Genomic DNA, 18,151 nt, shown 5'->3' with positions numbered 1-18,151 from the left:
ACATCTGACGAAGGTGTTCGGCAGTTGTTCACGCGGAGTTGGCCGGAGACCCCGCGAGCGTGGGAACCAGCCCGCCCGGGACGGTCATTGGGGAACCGGTACCGCCATGTCGGCGAACTCCGGATGGCGCTCGATGAAACGTTGCACGTAGGAGCAGACCGGCACCACCTGCTTTCCGCTGCCACGGATGTCCTCGAGGACGGCCCGGACCAGTTGTCCCGCATAGCCGTGACCACTGAACTGTTCCCGGATCACGGTGTGCGTGACGACCACCTGGTACGGCTCGGAGACATAGTCGACGTATCCGACGACCTCGTCCTCGCCCGAGGATTCGGCGACGAGGATCGCCTCGTACCGCTCCCGCGCAGGTGAATGCTCGATTCGCAGGTTTCCCACGTCCGCCATGCCGTCTAATGTAGCGCGCGCCACACCGTCGACGCCATGGCGAAACGTGTCACGTCTGGATGTCCGAACGGACTCCGACGCCTACTTCTGCCCCTGCGCGGCGACCGCGGCGGCGCCGGCGGCGGCGGCCTCGGGGTCGAGGTAGGTACCACCCGGGTTCAGCGGCTTCAGGTCGTCGTCGAGGTCGTAGCGCAACGGGTTACCGGTGGGGATGTTCAGCCCGGCGATGTCGTCGTCGGAGATCCCGTCGAGATGCTTGACGAGCGCGCGCAGCGAGTTGCCGTGGGCGGCCAGCAGGACGTTCTTGCCCGCCTTCACATCGGCCACGATGGTCTCGAGGTAGTACGGGATGAAGCGGTCGACCACGTCCTTGAGGCACTCGGTGAGGGGGACCTCGGCGAGGTCGGCGTAACGCGCATCGCCGACCTGGCTGTACTCAGCGTCGGGCTCGATCGCCGGCGGCGGGGTGTCGTAGCTGCGACGCCACAGCATGAACTGCTCGTCGCCGAACTTCTCCTTGGTCTCCGCCTTGTTGAGGCCCTGCAGCGCACCGTAGTGCCGCTCGTTGAGCCGCCAGTCACGGATCACCGGAATCCACAGGCGGTCCGCGCGGTCGAGCGCGATGTGCGCCGTCGTGATGGCCCGGCGCAACAGCGATGTGTAGACGACGTCGGGCAGCAGGTCGTGCTCGACGAGGAGCTCGCCGCCGCGCTCGGCCTCGGCCTTGCCCTTCTCGGTGAGCGCCACATCGACCCAGCCGGTGAACTGGTTGGACGCATTCCATTCGCTCTCGCCGTGACGCATCAGGATCAAGGTGCCGTTGCTCATGGCGGATAGTTTTCCACAGTCGAAGCGCGACCTCTCCGCACCGGCGGCCCCGCCCCTGGACGACCCCCGGTGAACGCCACAGATCGGCGAAATGGTAAAGAACCCGTCGATTCGCCGCGCGAACGGACCAGGGCAGGTCTAGCGTGAGCGCATGACAGCCAGTACAGACGCCGGCGCGACCGGCCAGAATGCGGAGAAGCAGCCCGAGCTCAAACGCGTGTTGGGCTGGAAGCTGTTGTTGCTGTTCATCATCGGCGACATCCTGGGCACCGGCGTCTACGCGCTCACCGGTCAGGTCGCCGGCGAGGTCGGCGGCGCGGCCTGGTTGCCGTTCCTGATCGCCTTCGCGGTGGCGACGCTGACGGCGTTCTCCTATCTGGAGCTGGTAACGAAGTATCCCCAGGCCGCCGGCGCCGCGCTGTACGTGCACAAGGCATTCGGCGTCCACTTCATCACGTTCATCGTGCTGTTCACCGTCATGTGTTCGGGCATCACGTCGGCGACCACCGCATCCCGCGCGTTCGCGGTGAACATGCTGGCCGCCTTCAGCGGCGACAAGCCCGATGCCACGAGTCCGGCACTGTTCGCCATCGCCATCGGATTCCTGCTGTTGGTCATGTTCATCAACTTCCGCGGCGTCGCCGAAGGTGTGGGCACCAACGTGGTCCTGACCCTCGTCGAGCTGACCGGCCTGCTCCTGGTGCTGTTCATCGGCTACTGGTTCATGGTGGGCGGCAACGCCGATCACTGGGATGCGGTGGTGGCCTTCGAGAGTCCCGACGACAAGAACGTCTTCATCGCGGTCACCGCGGCGACGTCCCTGGCGTTCTTCGCCCTGGTCGGGTTCGAGGACTCGGTGAACATGGCCGAGGAGTGCAAGGAACCCACCCGGATCTTCCCGAAGGTCATGCTGAGCGGCCTCGGCATCACCGCGGTCGTCTACGTGCTCATCGCGATCTGCGCCGTGGCGATCGTCCCGGTCGGCGTCCTCGCCGAGAGCGAGACCCCGCTCGTCGACGTCGTGCAGACCGCGGCCCCGGACTTCCCGATGTCAGACCTGCTCCCCTGGATCTCGATGTTCGCCGTCGCCAACACCGCGCTCATCAACATGATGATGGCCAGCCGGTTGCTGTACGGCATGGCCAAGCAGGGCGTGCTCCCGAAGTTCCTCGCCTATGTGCACCCGGGGCGCCGGACGCCCTTCGCCGCCATCGTCTTCACCACCGTCATCGCGCTGTGCCTGCTCACCTACGTCAGCGCCGATCCCGAGGGTTCGATCGTCGGCCTGCTCGGCGGCACCACCGCACTGTTGCTGCTCGCGGTGTTCACCGTCGTCAACGTGTCGGTTCTGGTGCTGCGCAAGGACAAGGTGGGGCACAACCACTTCCGCACCTACACACCCATCGCGGTCCTCGGCGCGGTCACCTGCGGCTACCTGACGTTGCCGATCACCGGACGTGACCCCGAGCAGTACGTCGTCGCCGGCTGGCTGCTGCTCCTCGGCATCGTCCTGTGGGCCCTCACCTACTGGTGGAACAAGCGCTCGGGAGCCGCCGCCACCTCGGCGTATGACGACATCCCGCCGCACGAGATCCCCTGAGCACAGACGAGTATGACGTTGTGCCCGGATTCCGGGCACAACGTCATACTGTGTCACGAGCCGGAACTACTTCCGGAGGTCCTTGCGCAGGATCTTGCCCGAGGCCGACTTCGGGATCGTCTCGATGAACTCCACCGCACGAACCTTCTTGTGCGGGGCGACCTTCGACGCCACGAACTCGATGACCTCCTCGGCGGAGATGTCGGCATCGGGCTGACGCACCACGAACGCCTTCGGGATCTCCTCACCCGATTCCGCCTCGATGACCCCGATGACCGCCGCGTCGGCGATCTTGTCGTTGGTCAGCAGCAGCGCCTCGAGCTCGGCGGGCGGCACCTGGTAGCCCTTGTACTTGATGAGTTCCTTGAGCCGGTCGACGATGTAGACGCAACCGGTCGGATCGACCTGCGCCATGTCACCGGTGTGCAGGTAACCATCGGCGTCGATGGTGTCGGCGGTCGCCTGCTCGTTGTTGAGGTAACCCAGCATCACGTTGGGGCCCTTCACCCACAGCTCGCCGGGTTCGGACAGCCCCTCGCTCGGCAGCTCGATCTCCGCGCCGGAGGCGGGATCGACGATCTTGTTCTCCGAGTTGGGCACCGCCCAGCCCGTGGAGGACAGCGGCGGATCCTGCTGCCCCAGCAGACCCGGGGTGTCGGCCGGGATGATGTGGCTGACCGGCGACAACTCGCTCATGCCGTAGCCCTGCAGCATGTGCAGGTCCAGACGCTTGGCCACCGCCTGACCCAGCTCGTCATCCAGCGGTGCGGCACCCGACATCATCGTGTGCAGCGAGGACAGGTCGTAGTTGTCGATGATCGGGTGCTTGGCCAGCGCCACCGCCACCGGCGGGGCGATGTAGGCCATCGTCACCTTGTGGTTCTGGATGTTCTCCAGGAACTCGACCAGATCGAAGCGCGGCATGATCACCAGCGACGCCCGGTTGTAGAGGGCGGCGTTGAGCAGCACCGTCATGCCGTAGATGTGGAAGAACGGCAGCACCGCGATCACCACGTCGTCGGCGCCCATGCCCTGCAGCGGACGGATCTGGGCGACGTTGGCGACGAGGTTGCGGTGCGAGAGCGCCACACCCTTCGGATTGCCGGTCGTCCCCGACGAATACGGCAGCACCGCCACGTGCGTCGACGGATCGAACGACACCTCCGGCGCGGACAGTCCCGCCCCCAACAGATCGGCGGCGTTCGGATGCCCCGAGGCGTCCTGACCCTCGCCGTCGAGGACGATCAGATCCGCATCCGCCAGCCCGACCTCGGCGGCGGCGGCCTTGGCCTGCTCCAGCATCGGCGAGATCGTCACCAGCATCTTCGCGCCCGAATCACGGAGCTGCTTGGCGATCTCGGGCCCGGTGAACAGCGCGTTGATCGTCGTCGCGGTGCCGCCGGCCCGCAAGACGCCGTGGAAGACCGTCGCGAACGCCGGGATGTTGGGCGACAGGATGCCCACCACATCACCCACACCGATCCCCCGCGACGCCAACGCACCCGCCGCCGCATCGATCTGCGAGATCAACTGCGCATACGTCGTCGTCGCCCCCGACTTCGGATCGACCAGAGCGGTGCGTCCCAGATCGTCCTCGGCCACCGCACCGAACAGGAACTCGAACACGCTCACATCGGGGATCTCGACGTCAGGGAACGGACTCGTGAAGCTCATGACACCTCCATTGGGGAATTTCTCGCCCGCATCGTATCAACGACTATTGACACGATGTGACGTGGACCTCTCGCGACGAGTCTACGATTCGTCCGATTTGGACCCGACGTCAGTCGCCTGGTCTGCACCCTCGACGACCGACTCGCCGGGAACGTAGCGGCCTTCGAGCGGCGCCCCGGCCTCCGGCAGCGACTCCTTGTCGATCAGGTGCTCGAACGCGAGCAGGTTGCGCAGGGACTCACCGCGCGACACCCGCCACGCCCACTCGCGCCGGATCGAGGTGAGGAAGCCGAGTTCGAGCAGGGTGTTGAAGTCGCCGTCGGCGGCCTCGAGGACCTGACCCAGAATGCGATCGACCTCGCCGGAACTCAACGCATCGGCGGAGATCCGACCCACCAGGTAGATGTCACCGGTGTTGTCGATGGTGTAGGCGACACCGTACAGCCGGCGATTGCGCTTCAGCAGGTGTTTGTAGACCCCGGCGTGGTTCTCGTCGGGCCGACGACAGACGAAGGCCTCCACTCGGACACCGTGCTCGCTCGCCGTCAGCAGCACGGTGGTCTTGAGTTTGCGTTCGCCGGGCAACTCGACGACCACATGGTCGACGTCGGCGCCGCCGCCGCTCTTGCGTGTGAAGGCGATCTCGTTCTCGCCCAGCGTCTTCTCGAGCAGGTCGACGACCTCGGTGCGGCTCACGGCATCCTCTCTTCGGTGAATTCAGACGGTCACCCGGTTGCGCCGGCGCCGCCAGCGGCGTCGGACGCGAGCCCCAGCCGTCGCCGACGGGTCGGGCGACTCCGGACTCCGGTGGGCGGCAAAGGACCGCATGGCGCGGCCATAGCTCTCCAGCAGCTGATCCACCGTGTGTTCCCACGAGAACTGCTCGGCGTGGGAACGGGCGTTGTGGCCGAGCTCGACGAGACGTTCGGGTTGCGCGAGGAGCTTCTCGATCGCGTTCGTCCAGTCGCCGACCCCGTGCCCGTTGACGAGGACGCCGGTCCGGCCGTCGTCGACGGCCACGCCGAGACCGCCGACATTCGCGGCGATGACGGGCGTCCCGCATGCCTGCGCCTCGATCGCGACCAGCCCGAAGCTCTCCGAATGACTCGGCACCGCAACGACATCCGACGCCCGGTAGACCTGCACCAGACGATCCGCCGGCTGCGGTGGGAGGAAGGTCACCGCATCGGCGATGCCGAGTTCGGCGACCTGGTCCATCAGTGCGGTGGGTCGTTGCAGGCCCGACCCCGACGGTCCGCCGACGATGAGCAGTCGCAGCTTTCGGCCGGACTCGGCGGACTCGCGGATGAGCGGCGCGGCAGCGGCCACGAGGAGATCTGGGGCCTTGAGCGGCTGGATGCGCCCGACGAACGTCACGATCGTCTCGTCGGGATCGAGGCCGAGTGCCGCGCGCGCCGCCGAGGCGGATCCCGTTGTGTAGCAGTCCAGATCGGCCCCCGGAGTCACCACATCGATGCGGTCGGCGGCGGCGCCGTACATCGAGAGCAGTTCGGCCGCCTCGGTCTGCGTGTTCGCGACCAGCCGATCGGCCTCGCCGACGACCTGCTGCTCTCCGATCACGCGGAGCTGGGGCTCGGCCGTGTCGCCCTCGGCCAATGACGCGTTCTTGACCGCGGCGAGGGTGTGCGCGGTGTGTACCAGTGGAACCCCCCACCGGTCGCGGGCGAGCCAGCCCACCTGGCCGGAGAGCCAGTAGTGCGAGTGGATCACGTCGTAGTGGCCGGGCGCCTGGGCCGCCTCGGCGCGGAGCACCCCGGCCGTGAACGCGCACAGCTGGGCGGGCAGGTCGCGTTTGTCGAGGCCCTCGAACGGTCCGGCGACCACATTGCGCACCGTGACCCCCGGCGCGGCGGCGACCGACGGCGCGTCGGCCGACGACGTCGCACGCGTGAAGATCTCGACCTCGACCCCTCGACGGGCCAGCCGGGTCGCCGTCTGCCACACGTAGACGTTCATTCCCCCGGCGTCCCCGGTACCCGGTTGCGCCAGCGGCGAGGTGTGCACGGAGATCAGCGCGACACGCCGCGGGAACGGGCTGGAGGTCATGGTCTCCACCATAGAGAAACGCCGCATCGGGTGACGCGTCCCCCGGCGCGCGGACACCCTGCACGCCCGCCGGCGCGATCACCTAGACTGTTTTCGGTAACGATTGTCATTTGCGTAAAGGTTGTCGATGAAGAAATCCCTGCTGGCCGCCGCCGGCGTGCTGTCTGCCGCCGCCCTGGTGCTGTCCGCCTGCTCAAGCGATTCCGGCGGGTCCGACGGCCCGCCGACCGTCGTCGCCTCCACGAACGTGTGGGGCTCGGTGGCGACGGCCGTCGCCGGGGACAAGGCCCAGGTCACGGCGCTGTACAACAACGCAGACGGCGACCCCCATGAGTTCGAGCCGTCCGCCGCCGACACCGCGACCATCGCCGACGCCGACATCCTCGTGTTCAACGGCGGCCACTACGACTCCTACATGGAAGAGGCCGCGGCCAACTCCGACGCGACCGCGGTCGACGCGTTCGCCCTGCTCGGGGGCGACGAGCACGCCGAGGCCGACCACGCCGAAGGTGACCACTCCGACGGCGCCCACGACCACTCGCACGACGACCAGAACGAGCACGTCTTCTACGACCTGCCGGTCGTCGCCCAGGTGGCCGACAAGGTGGCCGACGCCCTGGCCGAGCAGGACCCGGCCAACGCGGAGACCTATCGCGCCAACGCCGAGACCTTCACCACGGGCATCGACGGCCTGCGGGCGAAGCTCACCACGATCCGCGAGCAGCATGCGGGCACCGAGGTCGCGCAGACCGAGCCGCTCGCGGGTTACATGCTGACCGAGGCCGGACTCGTCGACATCGCGCCGGCCGGTTTCACCCAGGCCGTGGAAGAGGGCCAGTCGCCGGCGGCCGCGGACCGCGCAGCCCTCCAGGACATCCTCGCCGACCGCCGCGCGAAGGTGCTCATCTACAACACCCAGGCCGTGGATCCGGTGACGCAGGCGATGCTCGACGTCGCGGGTTCGGCGGGCGTCCCGGTCGTGAAGTTCACCGAGACCCTTCCCGACGGCGTCACGGACTACCTCGTCTGGCAGGGCGCCCAGATCGACGCGCTCACCGCGGCACTGGGTTCCGGTTCCAATTGAGCGGGGCAGACCACGATGACGCCGACCGGGGTGGATCGCAGACGGGCAGCCGGCCCGTGGTCGCGTTCACCGGCGCCCGACTCGCGTTCGGCGACCGGATCCTCTGGGACGACCTGAACCTGACCATCGAGCCCGGCGAATTCATCGCGGTCCTGGGGCCGAACGGTTCGGGAAAGACCTCGTTCCTGCGGGTCCTGCTGCGCCAGTACGCGCTCGACCGCGGCAATGTCGCCACCACCGACGCGGTCGGCTACATCCCGCAGCAGCACGCCGAGGACGACGCCGACCCGATGGCCATCCGCGGGCGCGACCTCGTCGGGTTCGGAGTCGACGGGGGTCGCTGGGGTGTGGGTCTGCGCGGACGGTCGCGTCGACGCGAACTCGTCGACCGCGCTCTGCGCGCGGTGGATGCGCTGCCGTACGCCGATGCGCCGCTCGGCGTCCTCTCCGGCGGTGAGCAGCAGCGGCTGCGGGTCGCGCAGGCGGTGGTGAGCGATCCCGGGCTGCTCCTGTGCGACGAACCGCTCGCCAGCCTCGACCCCACCAACCAGCAGGTGGTCGTCGAACTCATCGACCGCCGGCGCCGGGAGGCGGGGACGGCCGTGGTCTTCGTGACCCACGAGATCAACCCGATCCTCCCCTACGTCGACCGCGTCCTGTACCTGGTCGACGGCCGGTTCCGCATCGGCGAGCCGCACGAGGTGATGACGACGGAGACACTGAGCGAGCTCTACGGCAGCGATGTCGAGGTGCTCCGCGTCAACGGCCGCCTCGTCGTGATCGGCGGCGAGGACGCCCATCACTGTGCCGCGGAGACGGGTTCGGGTGTCGCGCGCTCGGGAGGTCCGGCGTGAGCATCACCTATACCGCCGCGGATCGCTCGTTGAGCGACCTCTGGGACTTCTCCACCACCGTCGACCTGCTGGGTTACGACTTCATGCAGCAGGCGCTGCTCGCGATGGTGCTGCTCGGCCTCCTCGGTGGCCTGCTGGGTCCCCTGATCGTCGCGCGGCAGATGTCGTTCGCGGTGCACGGTGCCAGTGAGCTGTCGGTGACCGGCGCCGCGGCGGCCCTGCTGATCGGGTTCAGCGTGAACCTCGGCGGTGTCATCGGTGCGGTCATCGCCGCGGCGGTGTTCGGCTTCCTCGGCAACAAGGCGCGGGAGCGCGACTCGGTGATCGGCGTCGTCATGGCGTTCGGCCTCGGCATCGGCGTGCTGTTCCTGGCCCTGTACGGCCGGATCGGCACCGGCTTCGCTTTGCTGACCGGGCAGGTCGTCAGCGTGGGCATCAACGGCCTCGTCGCGATCGCCATCACGACCGGCATCGTCGTCGTCGTGCTGGCCCTGATCTACCGGCCGCTGCTGTTCGCCTCGACCGACCCCCGTGTCGCGCAGGCGCAGGGCGTACCCATCCGGACGCTGTCCGTGGTGTTCGCGATCATCATGGGCCTCGCGGCCGCACAGGGCGTGCAGATCATCGGCGCGCTGCTGGTGATGTCGCTGATGATCACCCCCGGCGCCGCGGCCGCGCGCGTCACGTCGAATCCGACGCGCACGCTGGTGCTGTCGGTCGTGTTCGCCGAAGTCGCGGCGGTGGGCGGGTTGCTGATGTCGCTGGCCCCCAAACTGCCGGTGTCGGTGTTCGTCACGATCATCTCGTTCGCGATCTACGTCGTGTGCCGGATCATCGGCAACCGCCGCGTGCATCGCACGCGCTGAGTCACGGCGTGCATCGCACGCGCTGAGTCACTCCTCGGCGAAGCCGGGATTGCAACCGGCGCCGACCATGTCCTCCTCGGCGACGACGGGGCGGCCGGGTTCCAGGTTCCAGCTGGGCTTTTCCGGTTCGACGAGGCGCGCGAACCGCCAGTGGCAGTCGAATTGGGCCTGCATGCCGGGGGTGTCGGCGGTGGGATCGAGCGCGACGACCTCCGCCCACGCCGCGGTCATCGCGCCGGGCTCGGTGGTGTAACGCCCTGAGTTCGTGGGGAACACCGAGAGGCTCGGGCCGACTGCGGTGTCGGTCCATTCGGTTCGCTCGATGTAGGGCGGGCGGTAGACGATCGCCGGCGCGCTCTCGGTGGGCGAGTACGGGCCCGAGGAATACGGGGTGGGCGACGGACTCGTCGTGCTCTTGCCGGCCGTGCTCGTCCCCTGCGGTCCGGACTCGGCGGCGTCGGTGCCGCAGGCCGACAGGACCGCGACGACGGCCAGCGCGCCGGCGGCGGCCCGCCACGACCTGGGCGCTGCGCCCGCCACTCCCGTACCCGCCCTGTGAAACCCGGTCGACATACCGACACCTTAGGTGACGGGTAGCCTGCTCCTTGTGGTCCACCGACGCACGACGAAGCGGGCGCTCACGGTGCTGCTGACCGCGATCGTCGTCGCCCTGCTGTGCCTTGCCGGGTGTGCGCGCACCCCCGATCCGGGACCTCCCCGGTCGACCCAGTCGCACCGGGCCTCGGCCACTCCGGACGGTCTGATGCTCGACGGGAAGCCGTGGTGGCCCGCCGGTTTCAACGCCTACCAGCTCAGCACCGACTGGTCGGTCAACCGCGGTTGCGGCGCCCAGGTCGACGCGGACGGATACTTCGCCAAACTCCCGCCCCGAGCACTCACCCGCTTCAACCTGTACTCGGTGTTCGCCGTCGACAAGCGCAGCGGACTGCTCGACTTCGGTCCGATCGACCGCGTCTTCGCGGCCGCGGCCCGGCACCGGCAGATGGTGCTGCCGGTGCTCACCGGCGGGTCGGGCGACTGTGAGGACGAGCGGTTCAAGGAGCGCGACTTCTACGTCGACGGCTGGCGCACCGACGAGCGGGTCGGCGGACTGTCCTACGCGGAGTGGATCGAGATCGCGGTGACGCGGTGGCACGACGAGCCGTCGATCGCCGGCTGGGAACTGGTCGGGGAACCCGAGGCCAGCGAATGCGGCGCCACCTCCTGTGACTGGCGCTACCGCACCTGCCCTGCCGACGCCACGGCGGTGCTGAGATCGTTCTTCGACCAGGCCGGTGCCCACCTCCGCGACTTCGACGCGGACCGCCCGATCTTCTCGGGTCTGGTGGGCGGCGACCAGTGCGGTCTCGCGGGCCCCGGGTTCACCGCGGTCGGGCGTTCGGCCGGTCTGGACGTGCTCGACTTCCACGACTACCGTTCCGACGTCGATTCCGAATCGGGGCCCGCGGGCAGCAATCTGCGCGCACGACTGGAGCAGGCTCGCGAACTCGGTAAACCACTCGTGGTCAACGAGATCGGGATCCACGCCGGCTCGTGTGGCTCCGTCGCGAGCCGGGCCGAGCAGTTCGAGACCATCATCGCGCGACACCGCGCCGCCGGGGTCGCCGGCGCACTGCTGTGGTCCTTCGTGCCGGATCCGCGCGGGACGGAGTGCACCTACGACATCGGGCCGAACGACCCGGCATGGAACGTGGTGCGCGAGAACGCCTCCTGACCGGGACTGCCGTCACACGAGCCGGTACAGGCGCCAGTCCGGCAGGTCCGCACCCTGATTGCGGGCCTCGAGTTCGAGCACGGCGATCTGGGCACCGTTCTCGTAGACGGTCGGATAGCGCTCGTTGATGGCGTCGGCGAGACCTCGCCCCTCCCGGGGAACGGTCAGGAGGTAGCGCACTCCGCCGCCGACCGGGTCGTTGAGCAACTGGGTGAAGTCACTGTCCGACGGGATGACGAACTGGCGCGGCCGGGTGGACTGGACCACCACCGCGAAGCCGTACACGGTGTCGCACAGGACGGCGCCGTCCGGCAGATCCAGATCGTCGAGATACTGCGCCAGCGCACGCTCGGTGGAGAAGGACCGCACGATCCGCTGTTCGTCGAGGTACTTCTGGTCCACCGACTCCGGCTGCGGGTCGACCACCGAGCCGAGAGCGAACTCCTGCGGCGCGTACTTCGGCGACGTCATCCCGATGGCGGTGACCGGGATCGCGGTGGCCACCACCACGATCACCACCGTGGCGGCGATCTTGTATCCCCACCGCGAGGCGTACGGTCGCGCCGGCAGGAGGTCGGCGTGCGCCCCTTCGCGACGCATCGGGACCTGACGCCGTAGTGGCACGGACAGGAGCGCGACCACCGCCGCGAGCAGGATGACCGTCATGTAGAAGCGCAGGAAGCCGAAGGTCGAGCCACGCGAGTAACCGAAGACCTGGAACGCGAGAACCGCCAGGATCAGCAGGGTCGGCAACAACGGGGCGAGGCGGCGGCGTCGCGCGCGCACGCCGATCAGCCCGAGGATCAGGACCGGCAGCAGGGGCGCGAGGAGGAACATCTCCATCAGCGAGAACCTGACCGCATCGCCGGTCGTCGACGACCCGCTGCCGCCGGATTGCGCGATGATCGCGGCGTTGCCGTACTCGGAGGTGAACTGGGCGAAGGCGTCTCCGGTGATGAGCCATCCCGCCGCCGCCCATGCCAGGAAGGCGAGCGCGCTCGGCGCCACGACCAACGTGATGTCGAGCAGCGTGCGCGGCACCCGTTTTCGGTGGTCGTGCCGCCGATAGGTCACCCAGCCGACGACGAAGGCCGCGGCCAGTGCGGCGGCACCGCCGTCGTAGCGGGTCAGGTAGGACAGCCCGAGTGCGATACCGGCGACGACGAGTTCGTGGACGTCGTCGGAGGACACCCAGCGGATCAGGCGACGCGACGCCCAGGCCAGGAAGAAGAGGTAGGGCGCCTCGCTCATCCCGTTGGCGGCGTAGAGGACGATCATCGGGTTGACGGCGTAGAACACCGTGAACGTGCCTGCGACAAGGGGTCTCAGGCCCGCATCACGCGCGATCCCCGACACCTGGACCACCGAACCCGCCATGAAGGCCGAGGACATGATCACCGCCGAGAGCGCCTGCGTCGTCATCTCGGGGATCCACGGGGTCAGCGCGGTCAGCGGCAGCTGGACGATCGCGGTGAGCGGGGTGAAGATGAAACCGATCGCGGCGAGATGCGGTGTCCGGCTGAACAACACGCTCTGCGCCGACTGGACGCGCGACAGCGCGTCGCCGAAGAACAGCTGCACCTCGCTGGCGAGGTAGACCCCGATCACGAGGTACGGAATCCACGTCGCGAGGAAGATGAGCACCCCGGGCGGGACGCGGCGGGTCACGTGGCCTCTCCGGTCTTCTGGGGGTCATCGTCCGCCGGCTCCGCCGCGCTGCTGGTCGACAGACCGTGAAAGGTCTTCTCCCAGTAAGACGGATTCACCAGGATCTGCCACATACCCTTGATGGCGGCGACGCTCATCATCACCCAGTACGCCGGGATGAGCAGCGCCGAGAGCAGGAGTTCGCTCCGGTCGTCCTCCCGGATCGCGATGAGGTTCATGTAGATCGCCGCCCCGTTGCCCAGGAGCATCGAGATGAGCGCCAGATAGTAGATCGGCCCGGGGAACAGCTCGGCGACGACCGGCGGTTGTCCGCCGATCCACAGCGCCAGGATGAGCCAGAACACCATGTTGAGACAGGCGATGACGGGTGTGCCGGCGATCAGCAGGGTGAACCGCACGAAGGCGACGGGTCCGAGGATGTGCCACAGCTTGACCGGATGACGCATGTGGACGAGCCACGTCTGCATGTAGCCCTTGTACCAACGGGAGCGCTGACGAATCCAGTTGATGGCGTCGACATTCGCCTCCTCCATCGTGACCGAGTCGAGCACGAGGGTGCGGTAGCCGTGGTCGGCGATGCGGACACCGAGATCGGCGTCCTCGGTCACGTTGTACGGATCCCAGGCGCCGATCGTGTCGAGGACATCCCGCCGGAAGTGATTGGACGTGCCGCCCAGGGGGATCGGCGCCCGGCTGACCATCATGCCCGGCAACAGGAAGCCGAACCAGATCCCGTAGTCGGCGGTGAACCACTCGGTCAGCATGTTGTCGCGAACGTTGTGGAAGCTCAGCTTTCCCTGGACGCAGACCACCGAGTCGTCACCGGAGTTGTTGAGTACGTAGACCGCCCGGCGCAACTGCAGTGGGTCCGGTTTGTCCTCGGCGTCGAAGATGGTGACGATGTCGCCGGTTGCGAAGTGCATGCCGTAGTTGCAGGCCTTCGGCTTCGTCCGGGGTTGGGCAGGTGGTGTCAGGACGACGGTGACTATCCCGTTGTCCTCCACCCCGCGTGCCGCTTCGATCGTCGGCTCGTCGTCCTCCTCGAGGAGCAACAGGACCTGCAACTTGTCCCGCGGATACTCGATCGTCTCCATCGCGGCCACCAGCTGGCCGACCACCTCGGGTTCGCCGTAGGCCGGGACGAAGACGGTGTAGGCGGGCAGCTCGTCGTCGGGGATGGAACGGGCTTCGTCGTCGGAGACCCGGATGGCGCCGTTGACCAGTCCGCGCCGGAAGATCACCAGGCGGTCGGCGAGGGTGACCACGTATCCGACGGTCGCGATCGACACGAGGGTCGCGCACGTCCCGACCGGCTCGAGCACCATCGCAACCGCGATGATGCCGAGCAGTGTGAATCCGATGATCTTCTGAATCCGGCTGAAGGCCACCGACGCCGACATGTCCTCATCGGCGTTGCGCAACCGGTTGACGGCGTCTTCGAGGGCCTGAGCGCGATAGACCGGGTCGGCGAGCAGCTCGGGCACCGGCCGCGTCGGTCGCGTACTGCGTGCGACTCCCGGTGCGTCGGCGTCGGCATCGCGTGAACCCGCCTCCTCGATGGTCACGAGGCGCCCCCCTGGCCGGCACCGAGTTGGGCCCGGATGAGCGCGCCGCCGAGTCCGACGAGCAGCGCCCGGTCCTTCAGCTGAGGGTCGGTGTCCAGCAGCACCGAGTCGCCGCGCAGCAAGATGGTCATCAGCGAGTTCATGTTTGCCAGGATCGTGATGCGCGGCTCGGGGAAATAGGCTTCCGGTTCGTGGTTGTCGACCGCCCACAACATGATCTGCTGCGTTCGGTTGCCGTTGTTCCACCGCCACGACACCACCGTGTAAGTGAGATAGCGCTTGTCGTCGACGATGCTCCACAGCCTCCCGCGCACCCCGTTGGACAGCTCCACCTCGATCGGGATGCTGGTCCGATCCTCGGAGAGGTCGTATCGGAAGATGTCCTGGTAGACGTCGAGAACCAGTGGTCGCCGACTGTCGACGCTGTCGACGACGACACGTCGGGGGCGGGCGAACTTGTCGTACGCCCGGTCGCCGCGGGTCTGCACCAGGACCTGCCGGATCAGCACGGAGCCCGGGCCGTACAGTCGCGACACCCAGCCGTAGACGCCGAAGGACTCCTGGCGCCACCCCGCCGGGACCACGAGCGGAGATCCGATGCCCAGCTGCGCATACCGGTTGCTCTGGTAGTTGCTCCCGACCGGCGGAACCGGGTTGAGGGCCAACAGGATCGCCGCGAGCAGCACCACCAGGCCGGGACGACCCACGAACGCGACCTTGGGTGGGGTGATCTGCCCGGCCACCGGGGGAGACCACTTCTGCCCGCCGCGGCGCCGATAGTCGACGAGCATGAACACCGACGTCGCGAACGCCGCGATCAGCGCGGGCAACGGCACCACGACGCTGCGGGGCGCGCCGAGCGCGTCGAACAGGAACAGCGCGACCAGGCCGACGGCGCCGGCCAGCAGCGCAGCCAGTACTTTGCGCTGCCATGTCCGGCCCACGGCGATGGCGGTGGCGGCCACCGCCATCAGGACCACGACGAAACCGGCGGCGAGCGACGTGCCGCCCAGCAGCAGCACCACCGCGCGGACCGGGGGCGGAAAGATGAGCAGGAGCAGCAGCCACGCCCACCGGTAGCGTCCCACCGGCCGCAGTCCGAACAGCAAGATCGCGGCGCCGAGGACGAACAGCCACAGGGCCAGCAGGTCCATGTGGGTCGTGAGGTACGCGCGCGCATAGCGCGGATTGACCAGGTACTTCATCGCCAGCGCCAGGATCAGCACCACGATGCCCACGATGACGTCGGTCTGCCGGTCGTAGATCGGCAGTTCGTCGACGTCGCGCCACGACACGCCGATGACGGCCACGAGGGACAGGACGATCAGCACCGGGACGTAGAGGATCAGCGTCTGCGCCATCAGTTCGTCGACGACCGCGATGATGGTGTTCCAGAATCCGAGTGCCGTGCACCCGATCAGGAACAGCCATCTGGCAGCGACCAGATACTCCGGGTGGTCGACGAACACCTGATTCGGCGTCTCCGGTTTGCGTCGGGTGAGGACTCCGACGATCGCGTCGACCGCCCTCGCCGACGCACCCGGTCCCGCGGCCGGGACCGCGTCCGGGGGCGGGGCCGTGGTCGTCGCAGACGCCTCGGGCACGGCGATCAGCCCTCGGCGGTCCGGTGCCGACGGCGGCGCAGGACGAGGGTCGCGGCGACGGCGGCCACCACCACGATGCCCACCCCGACCACGGCGAACGCCACCCACGACGTGCCGCCTGCCGATGATTCCGAGTCCTGCGCGTTGTCGTCGACCACCAGGACCGGTTCCTGACCGGACACCTGCAGGAGGGCGTCCCCGTTCAGTGACGGCCAGCGATCGGGGTCGGCGGCCAGCCAGTCGAGCAGGGCATCGAGGTCGGCGGCGTCCCGGGTCGAGGTCGCGACGAGGACTGTACGTCCGGCGTCGCGCGCCACCTGTAGTGAGCCGAAACGCACGGTCGGCGAGAGCAGGACCTCGGCGCGCTGACCGTCGGGATTGAGCACCGAGACCGTGCCGCCGTCGGCGGTCACCGGGAGCGAGAGGTCGGGCAGTCCCTCGCCGTCGGCCGCGATGACGACGGCCGGCGCGGACGAGGACATCGCGTCGTCGAGCGGCACCACGTCGACGCCGAGGCGCACCGCCGACAGTCGCTGCAGGCCGGACATGAGCGCCACGGCGCGGGCCACGTCATCGACATCACCGGTCGTCCAGGCCAGCGAGTTGCGCGGCATCAGGGCCTGTGGCAGCGACGCGAACCCAGGCGGCCTCGGCGGGTCGGCGACCTCGGATCGCACCTCGCCGGAGGAATCCAGGCTCAGCGAGCTACGCACTCCCGTTCCGCATTGTTCGCCGACGTCGCCGTGGTTGTAGGTGACGGTGACCTCGGTGTACCGCGTGAGCAGGTCGGCGGGTACGTCGACCCATGCGTCATAGCTGCCGGAGGCATCCGCGGGCCAGGACGCGATCACCCGGTCACCGATCGACACCGCGATCTGACCACCCATCGGGGTGTAGGTGCCCTTCAACTGCATCCGGATGTTCTTGGACGGCCGTCCCAGGCGGGTCTGGTCGATCCCGAACGAGATGGTCGGCCAGCCCGTCGCGGAGACGCGCTGGTCTCCGACGCCCAGTTCGGCCAGTGTGGTCACCTCGGGCGCGAGTTGCGGTGCGGCAAAGGGCGGTCCGGCGACCGCTGCGGAGCTGACGGCGATCGACGACAGATCGGAGGTGAGGAAGTCGACCTGGGTGGCGAGTTCGTCCTCGTTGCCGCCGATACGCAACACCGGCCAGCCGGCACCCGGGCCGAGGCTCAGGCCGTCGGGGAGGTCCGAGTTGATGACCACCTGTCGTTCGAGCGGCTCGATCTCCTCGGTGGGTGCCGCGACACCACGGGGCAGCGACCCGGTCTCGATCTCCACCGTCGCCGCACCGTAATTCGCGACCACCGCGGTGGCGAGCGAGACCGCGGCAGCGCCCTCGGCGGGCCGGACGTCGGCGGGCACGAAGATGGTCAGCTTGCGCAGGACCGGCGGCAGGAACTCGGCGACGCTGTTCGGCTCGGCCTCCCGGCCGCCGTAGGTGACCGTGGCGTTCTGGATGCGCAGGCCCGAGTCGGGATCGAACAGGCATGAGCCCGCGGTGCGCAGATAGGTCCGTAGCACGATGTCAGCGGCGTTGCGCTCCACGCGCACTCCGCGCAACGACAGCGAGATCGGCGAGTTCACAGTCGGATTGATCGGCGTTCGGGAGATCAACCGGTTGTCCTGCAGCACGTCGATGTTCCCACCGGTGACGAACGCGGGATACTGCGTGACACCACGCAACTCGGTCGGCGTCAGATTCGGCGGGACGGCCAGCGACAGGCTCACCTCGCCCTGCTGACCGGGGAACGCGATGGTCGACGACGAGCCGAGATCCCGAAGGCTCAGCGGCGCAGGCGGATCACCGGGCGCCGCATCGGCCTGCGGGGCCGTCCATGCCCCCACCGATGCGACACCGGCCAGCAACAGGCCGGCCAGCAGTACCGCCGGCCCGCGACGTCGCGCCGCGTGCCCGCGCGCGCGGAATCTCCAGGACACGTGCATATGTCACCCTCCGAGTGACCCCCGTTGCCCGACCCAGTTCCACCCCGTAAGAACCTATCGCACCGAACGTGGTGGCACATATTTTCGCGCGACCGCGCTCCCGATCCCCACGTCGCGCGCTCGGGCCGGTGGGTGCACCCGGTGGATCGATGCCATGTCGATTCGGGAACGACGCCACGAACCGCCACCCGACTCTGGGACCATGTCCTGCAGGTCGAGGTGTCCGGCGAACTC

General features: G+C 68.3%; 15 protein-coding genes. 5 read left to right on the top strand and 10 right to left on the bottom strand.

Annotated features, from left to right (window positions below):
- Positions 1–84: 84 nt before the first annotated feature.
- Both BCM27_RS05500 and BCM27_RS05495 read right to left on the bottom strand, forming a co-directional pair.
- Positions 85–405, bottom strand: a complete 321-nt coding sequence (locus tag BCM27_RS05500; RefSeq protein ID WP_004019974.1) for a GNAT family N-acetyltransferase — start codon at positions 403–405, stop codon at positions 85–87.
- Between the two features lie 81 nt (positions 406–486).
- The gene (locus BCM27_RS05495) at positions 487–1,233 is read right to left on the bottom strand and encodes a phosphoglyceromutase (protein WP_004019975.1); all 747 of its coding nucleotides are present in this window, start codon (positions 1,231–1,233) and stop codon (positions 487–489) included.
- Positions 1,234–1,384: 151 nt separating this feature from the next.
- Between BCM27_RS05495 and BCM27_RS05490 the strand changes: the two genes are divergently transcribed.
- The gene (locus BCM27_RS05490) at positions 1,385–2,833 is read left to right on the top strand and encodes an APC family permease (protein ID WP_004019976.1); all 1,449 of its coding nucleotides are present in this window, start codon (positions 1,385–1,387) and stop codon (positions 2,831–2,833) included.
- Between the two features lie 66 nt (positions 2,834–2,899).
- Here BCM27_RS05490 and BCM27_RS05485 read toward each other — a convergent pair whose 3' ends face one another.
- The 3 genes from BCM27_RS05485 to mshA form a co-directional block, all read right to left on the bottom strand.
- Complete coding sequence (locus BCM27_RS05485) at positions 2,900–4,507, bottom strand: 4-coumarate--CoA ligase family protein (protein WP_033205326.1); 1,608 nt, start codon at positions 4,505–4,507, stop codon at positions 2,900–2,902.
- 81 nt (positions 4,508–4,588) lie between these two features.
- Positions 4,589–5,203, bottom strand: a complete 615-nt coding sequence (locus BCM27_RS05480; RefSeq protein WP_004020514.1) for a type III secretion system chaperone family protein — start codon at positions 5,201–5,203, stop codon at positions 4,589–4,591.
- Between the two features lie 21 nt (positions 5,204–5,224).
- Positions 5,225–6,574 carry a D-inositol-3-phosphate glycosyltransferase gene (mshA, locus tag BCM27_RS05475; RefSeq protein WP_033205390.1) on the bottom strand — a complete coding sequence of 450 codons (1,350 nt, stop codon included), beginning with the start codon at positions 6,572–6,574 and terminating at the stop codon, positions 5,225–5,227.
- 127 nt (positions 6,575–6,701) lie between these two features.
- Between mshA and BCM27_RS05470 the strand changes: the two genes are divergently transcribed.
- Genes BCM27_RS05470 through BCM27_RS05460 form a run of 3 tightly spaced genes read left to right on the top strand, consistent with a single transcriptional unit; the run spans position 6,702 to position 9,378 of the window.
- A complete protein-coding gene (locus BCM27_RS05470; protein ID WP_004020516.1) occupies positions 6,702–7,658 on the top strand; it encodes a metal ABC transporter solute-binding protein, Zn/Mn family in 957 nt (318 codons plus the stop codon).
- Positions 7,655–8,512, top strand: a complete 858-nt coding sequence (locus tag BCM27_RS05465) for a metal ABC transporter ATP-binding protein (RefSeq protein ID WP_004020517.1) — start codon at positions 7,655–7,657, stop codon at positions 8,510–8,512. Before BCM27_RS05470 ends, BCM27_RS05465 begins: the two co-directional genes overlap by 4 nt.
- The gene (locus tag BCM27_RS05460) at positions 8,509–9,378 is read left to right on the top strand and encodes a metal ABC transporter permease (protein ID WP_033205332.1); all 870 of its coding nucleotides are present in this window, start codon (positions 8,509–8,511) and stop codon (positions 9,376–9,378) included. Before BCM27_RS05465 ends, BCM27_RS05460 begins: the two co-directional genes overlap by 4 nt.
- 27 nt (positions 9,379–9,405) lie before the next feature.
- Here BCM27_RS05460 and BCM27_RS05455 read toward each other — a convergent pair whose 3' ends face one another.
- Positions 9,406–9,951 (bottom strand): DUF2599 domain-containing protein, encoded by a 546-nt coding sequence (locus tag BCM27_RS05455; RefSeq protein WP_004020884.1) that lies wholly within the window; start codon positions 9,949–9,951, stop codon positions 9,406–9,408.
- 13 nt (positions 9,952–9,964) lie between these two features.
- Here BCM27_RS05455 and BCM27_RS05450 point away from each other — a divergent pair, with 13 nt between their 5' ends.
- Complete coding sequence (locus tag BCM27_RS05450; protein WP_004020885.1) at positions 9,965–11,113, top strand: hypothetical protein; 1,149 nt, start codon at positions 9,965–9,967, stop codon at positions 11,111–11,113.
- Positions 11,114–11,125: 12 nt separating this feature from the next.
- Here the strand turns inward: BCM27_RS05450 and BCM27_RS05445 are convergent, their stop codons facing one another.
- Genes BCM27_RS05445 through BCM27_RS05430 form a run of 4 tightly spaced genes read right to left on the bottom strand, consistent with a single transcriptional unit; the run spans position 11,126 to position 17,917 of the window.
- Positions 11,126–12,781, bottom strand: a complete 1,656-nt coding sequence (locus tag BCM27_RS05445; protein ID WP_004020886.1) for a glycosyltransferase family 39 protein — start codon at positions 12,779–12,781, stop codon at positions 11,126–11,128.
- Entirely contained in the window at positions 12,778–14,346 is a 1,569-nt protein-coding gene (locus tag BCM27_RS05440; protein WP_004020887.1) for a glycosyltransferase, read from the bottom strand. Before BCM27_RS05440 ends, BCM27_RS05445 begins: the two co-directional genes overlap by 4 nt.
- Complete coding sequence (locus BCM27_RS05435) at positions 14,343–15,950, bottom strand: hypothetical protein (protein WP_004020888.1); 1,608 nt, start codon at positions 15,948–15,950, stop codon at positions 14,343–14,345. The genes BCM27_RS05440 and BCM27_RS05435 overlap by 4 nt, the downstream gene beginning before the upstream one ends.
- A 5-nt stretch (positions 15,951–15,955) precedes the next feature.
- On the bottom strand, positions 15,956–17,917 hold the full coding sequence (locus BCM27_RS05430; RefSeq protein ID WP_004020889.1) for a hypothetical protein: 1,962 nt from the start codon (positions 17,915–17,917) through the stop codon (positions 15,956–15,958).
- Positions 17,918–18,151 lie beyond the last annotated feature (234 nt).

This window comes from Gordonia terrae, assembly GCF_001698225.1.
Lineage (GTDB): Bacteria > Actinomycetota > Actinomycetes > Mycobacteriales > Mycobacteriaceae > Gordonia > Gordonia terrae.
This window is presented reverse-complemented; position numbering and strand designations above follow the sequence as displayed.

What these genes read in the sequence shown, in the direction of transcription:
- BCM27_RS05500 (WP_004019974.1), bottom strand. Translation starts at nt 405, where the DNA reads ATGGCGGACGTGGGAAACCTGCGAATCGAGCATTCACCTGCGCGGGAG.
- BCM27_RS05495 (WP_004019975.1), bottom strand. Translation starts at nt 1,233, where the DNA reads ATGAGCAACGGCACCTTGATCCTGATGCGTCACGGCGAGAGCGAATGG.
- BCM27_RS05490 (WP_004019976.1), top strand. Translation starts at nt 1,385, where the DNA reads ATGACAGCCAGTACAGACGCCGGCGCGACCGGCCAGAATGCGGAGAAG.
- BCM27_RS05485 (WP_033205326.1), bottom strand. Translation starts at nt 4,507, where the DNA reads ATGAGCTTCACGAGTCCGTTCCCTGACGTCGAGATCCCCGATGTGAGC.
- mshA (WP_033205390.1), bottom strand. Translation starts at nt 6,574, where the DNA reads ATGACCTCCAGCCCGTTCCCGCGGCGTGTCGCGCTGATCTCCGTGCAC.
- BCM27_RS05470 (WP_004020516.1), top strand. Translation starts at nt 6,702, where the DNA reads ATGAAGAAATCCCTGCTGGCCGCCGCCGGCGTGCTGTCTGCCGCCGCC.
- BCM27_RS05455 (WP_004020884.1), bottom strand. Translation starts at nt 9,951, where the DNA reads ATGTCGACCGGGTTTCACAGGGCGGGTACGGGAGTGGCGGGCGCAGCG.
- BCM27_RS05430 (WP_004020889.1), bottom strand. Translation starts at nt 17,917, where the DNA reads ATGCACGTGTCCTGGAGATTCCGCGCGCGCGGGCACGCGGCGCGACGT.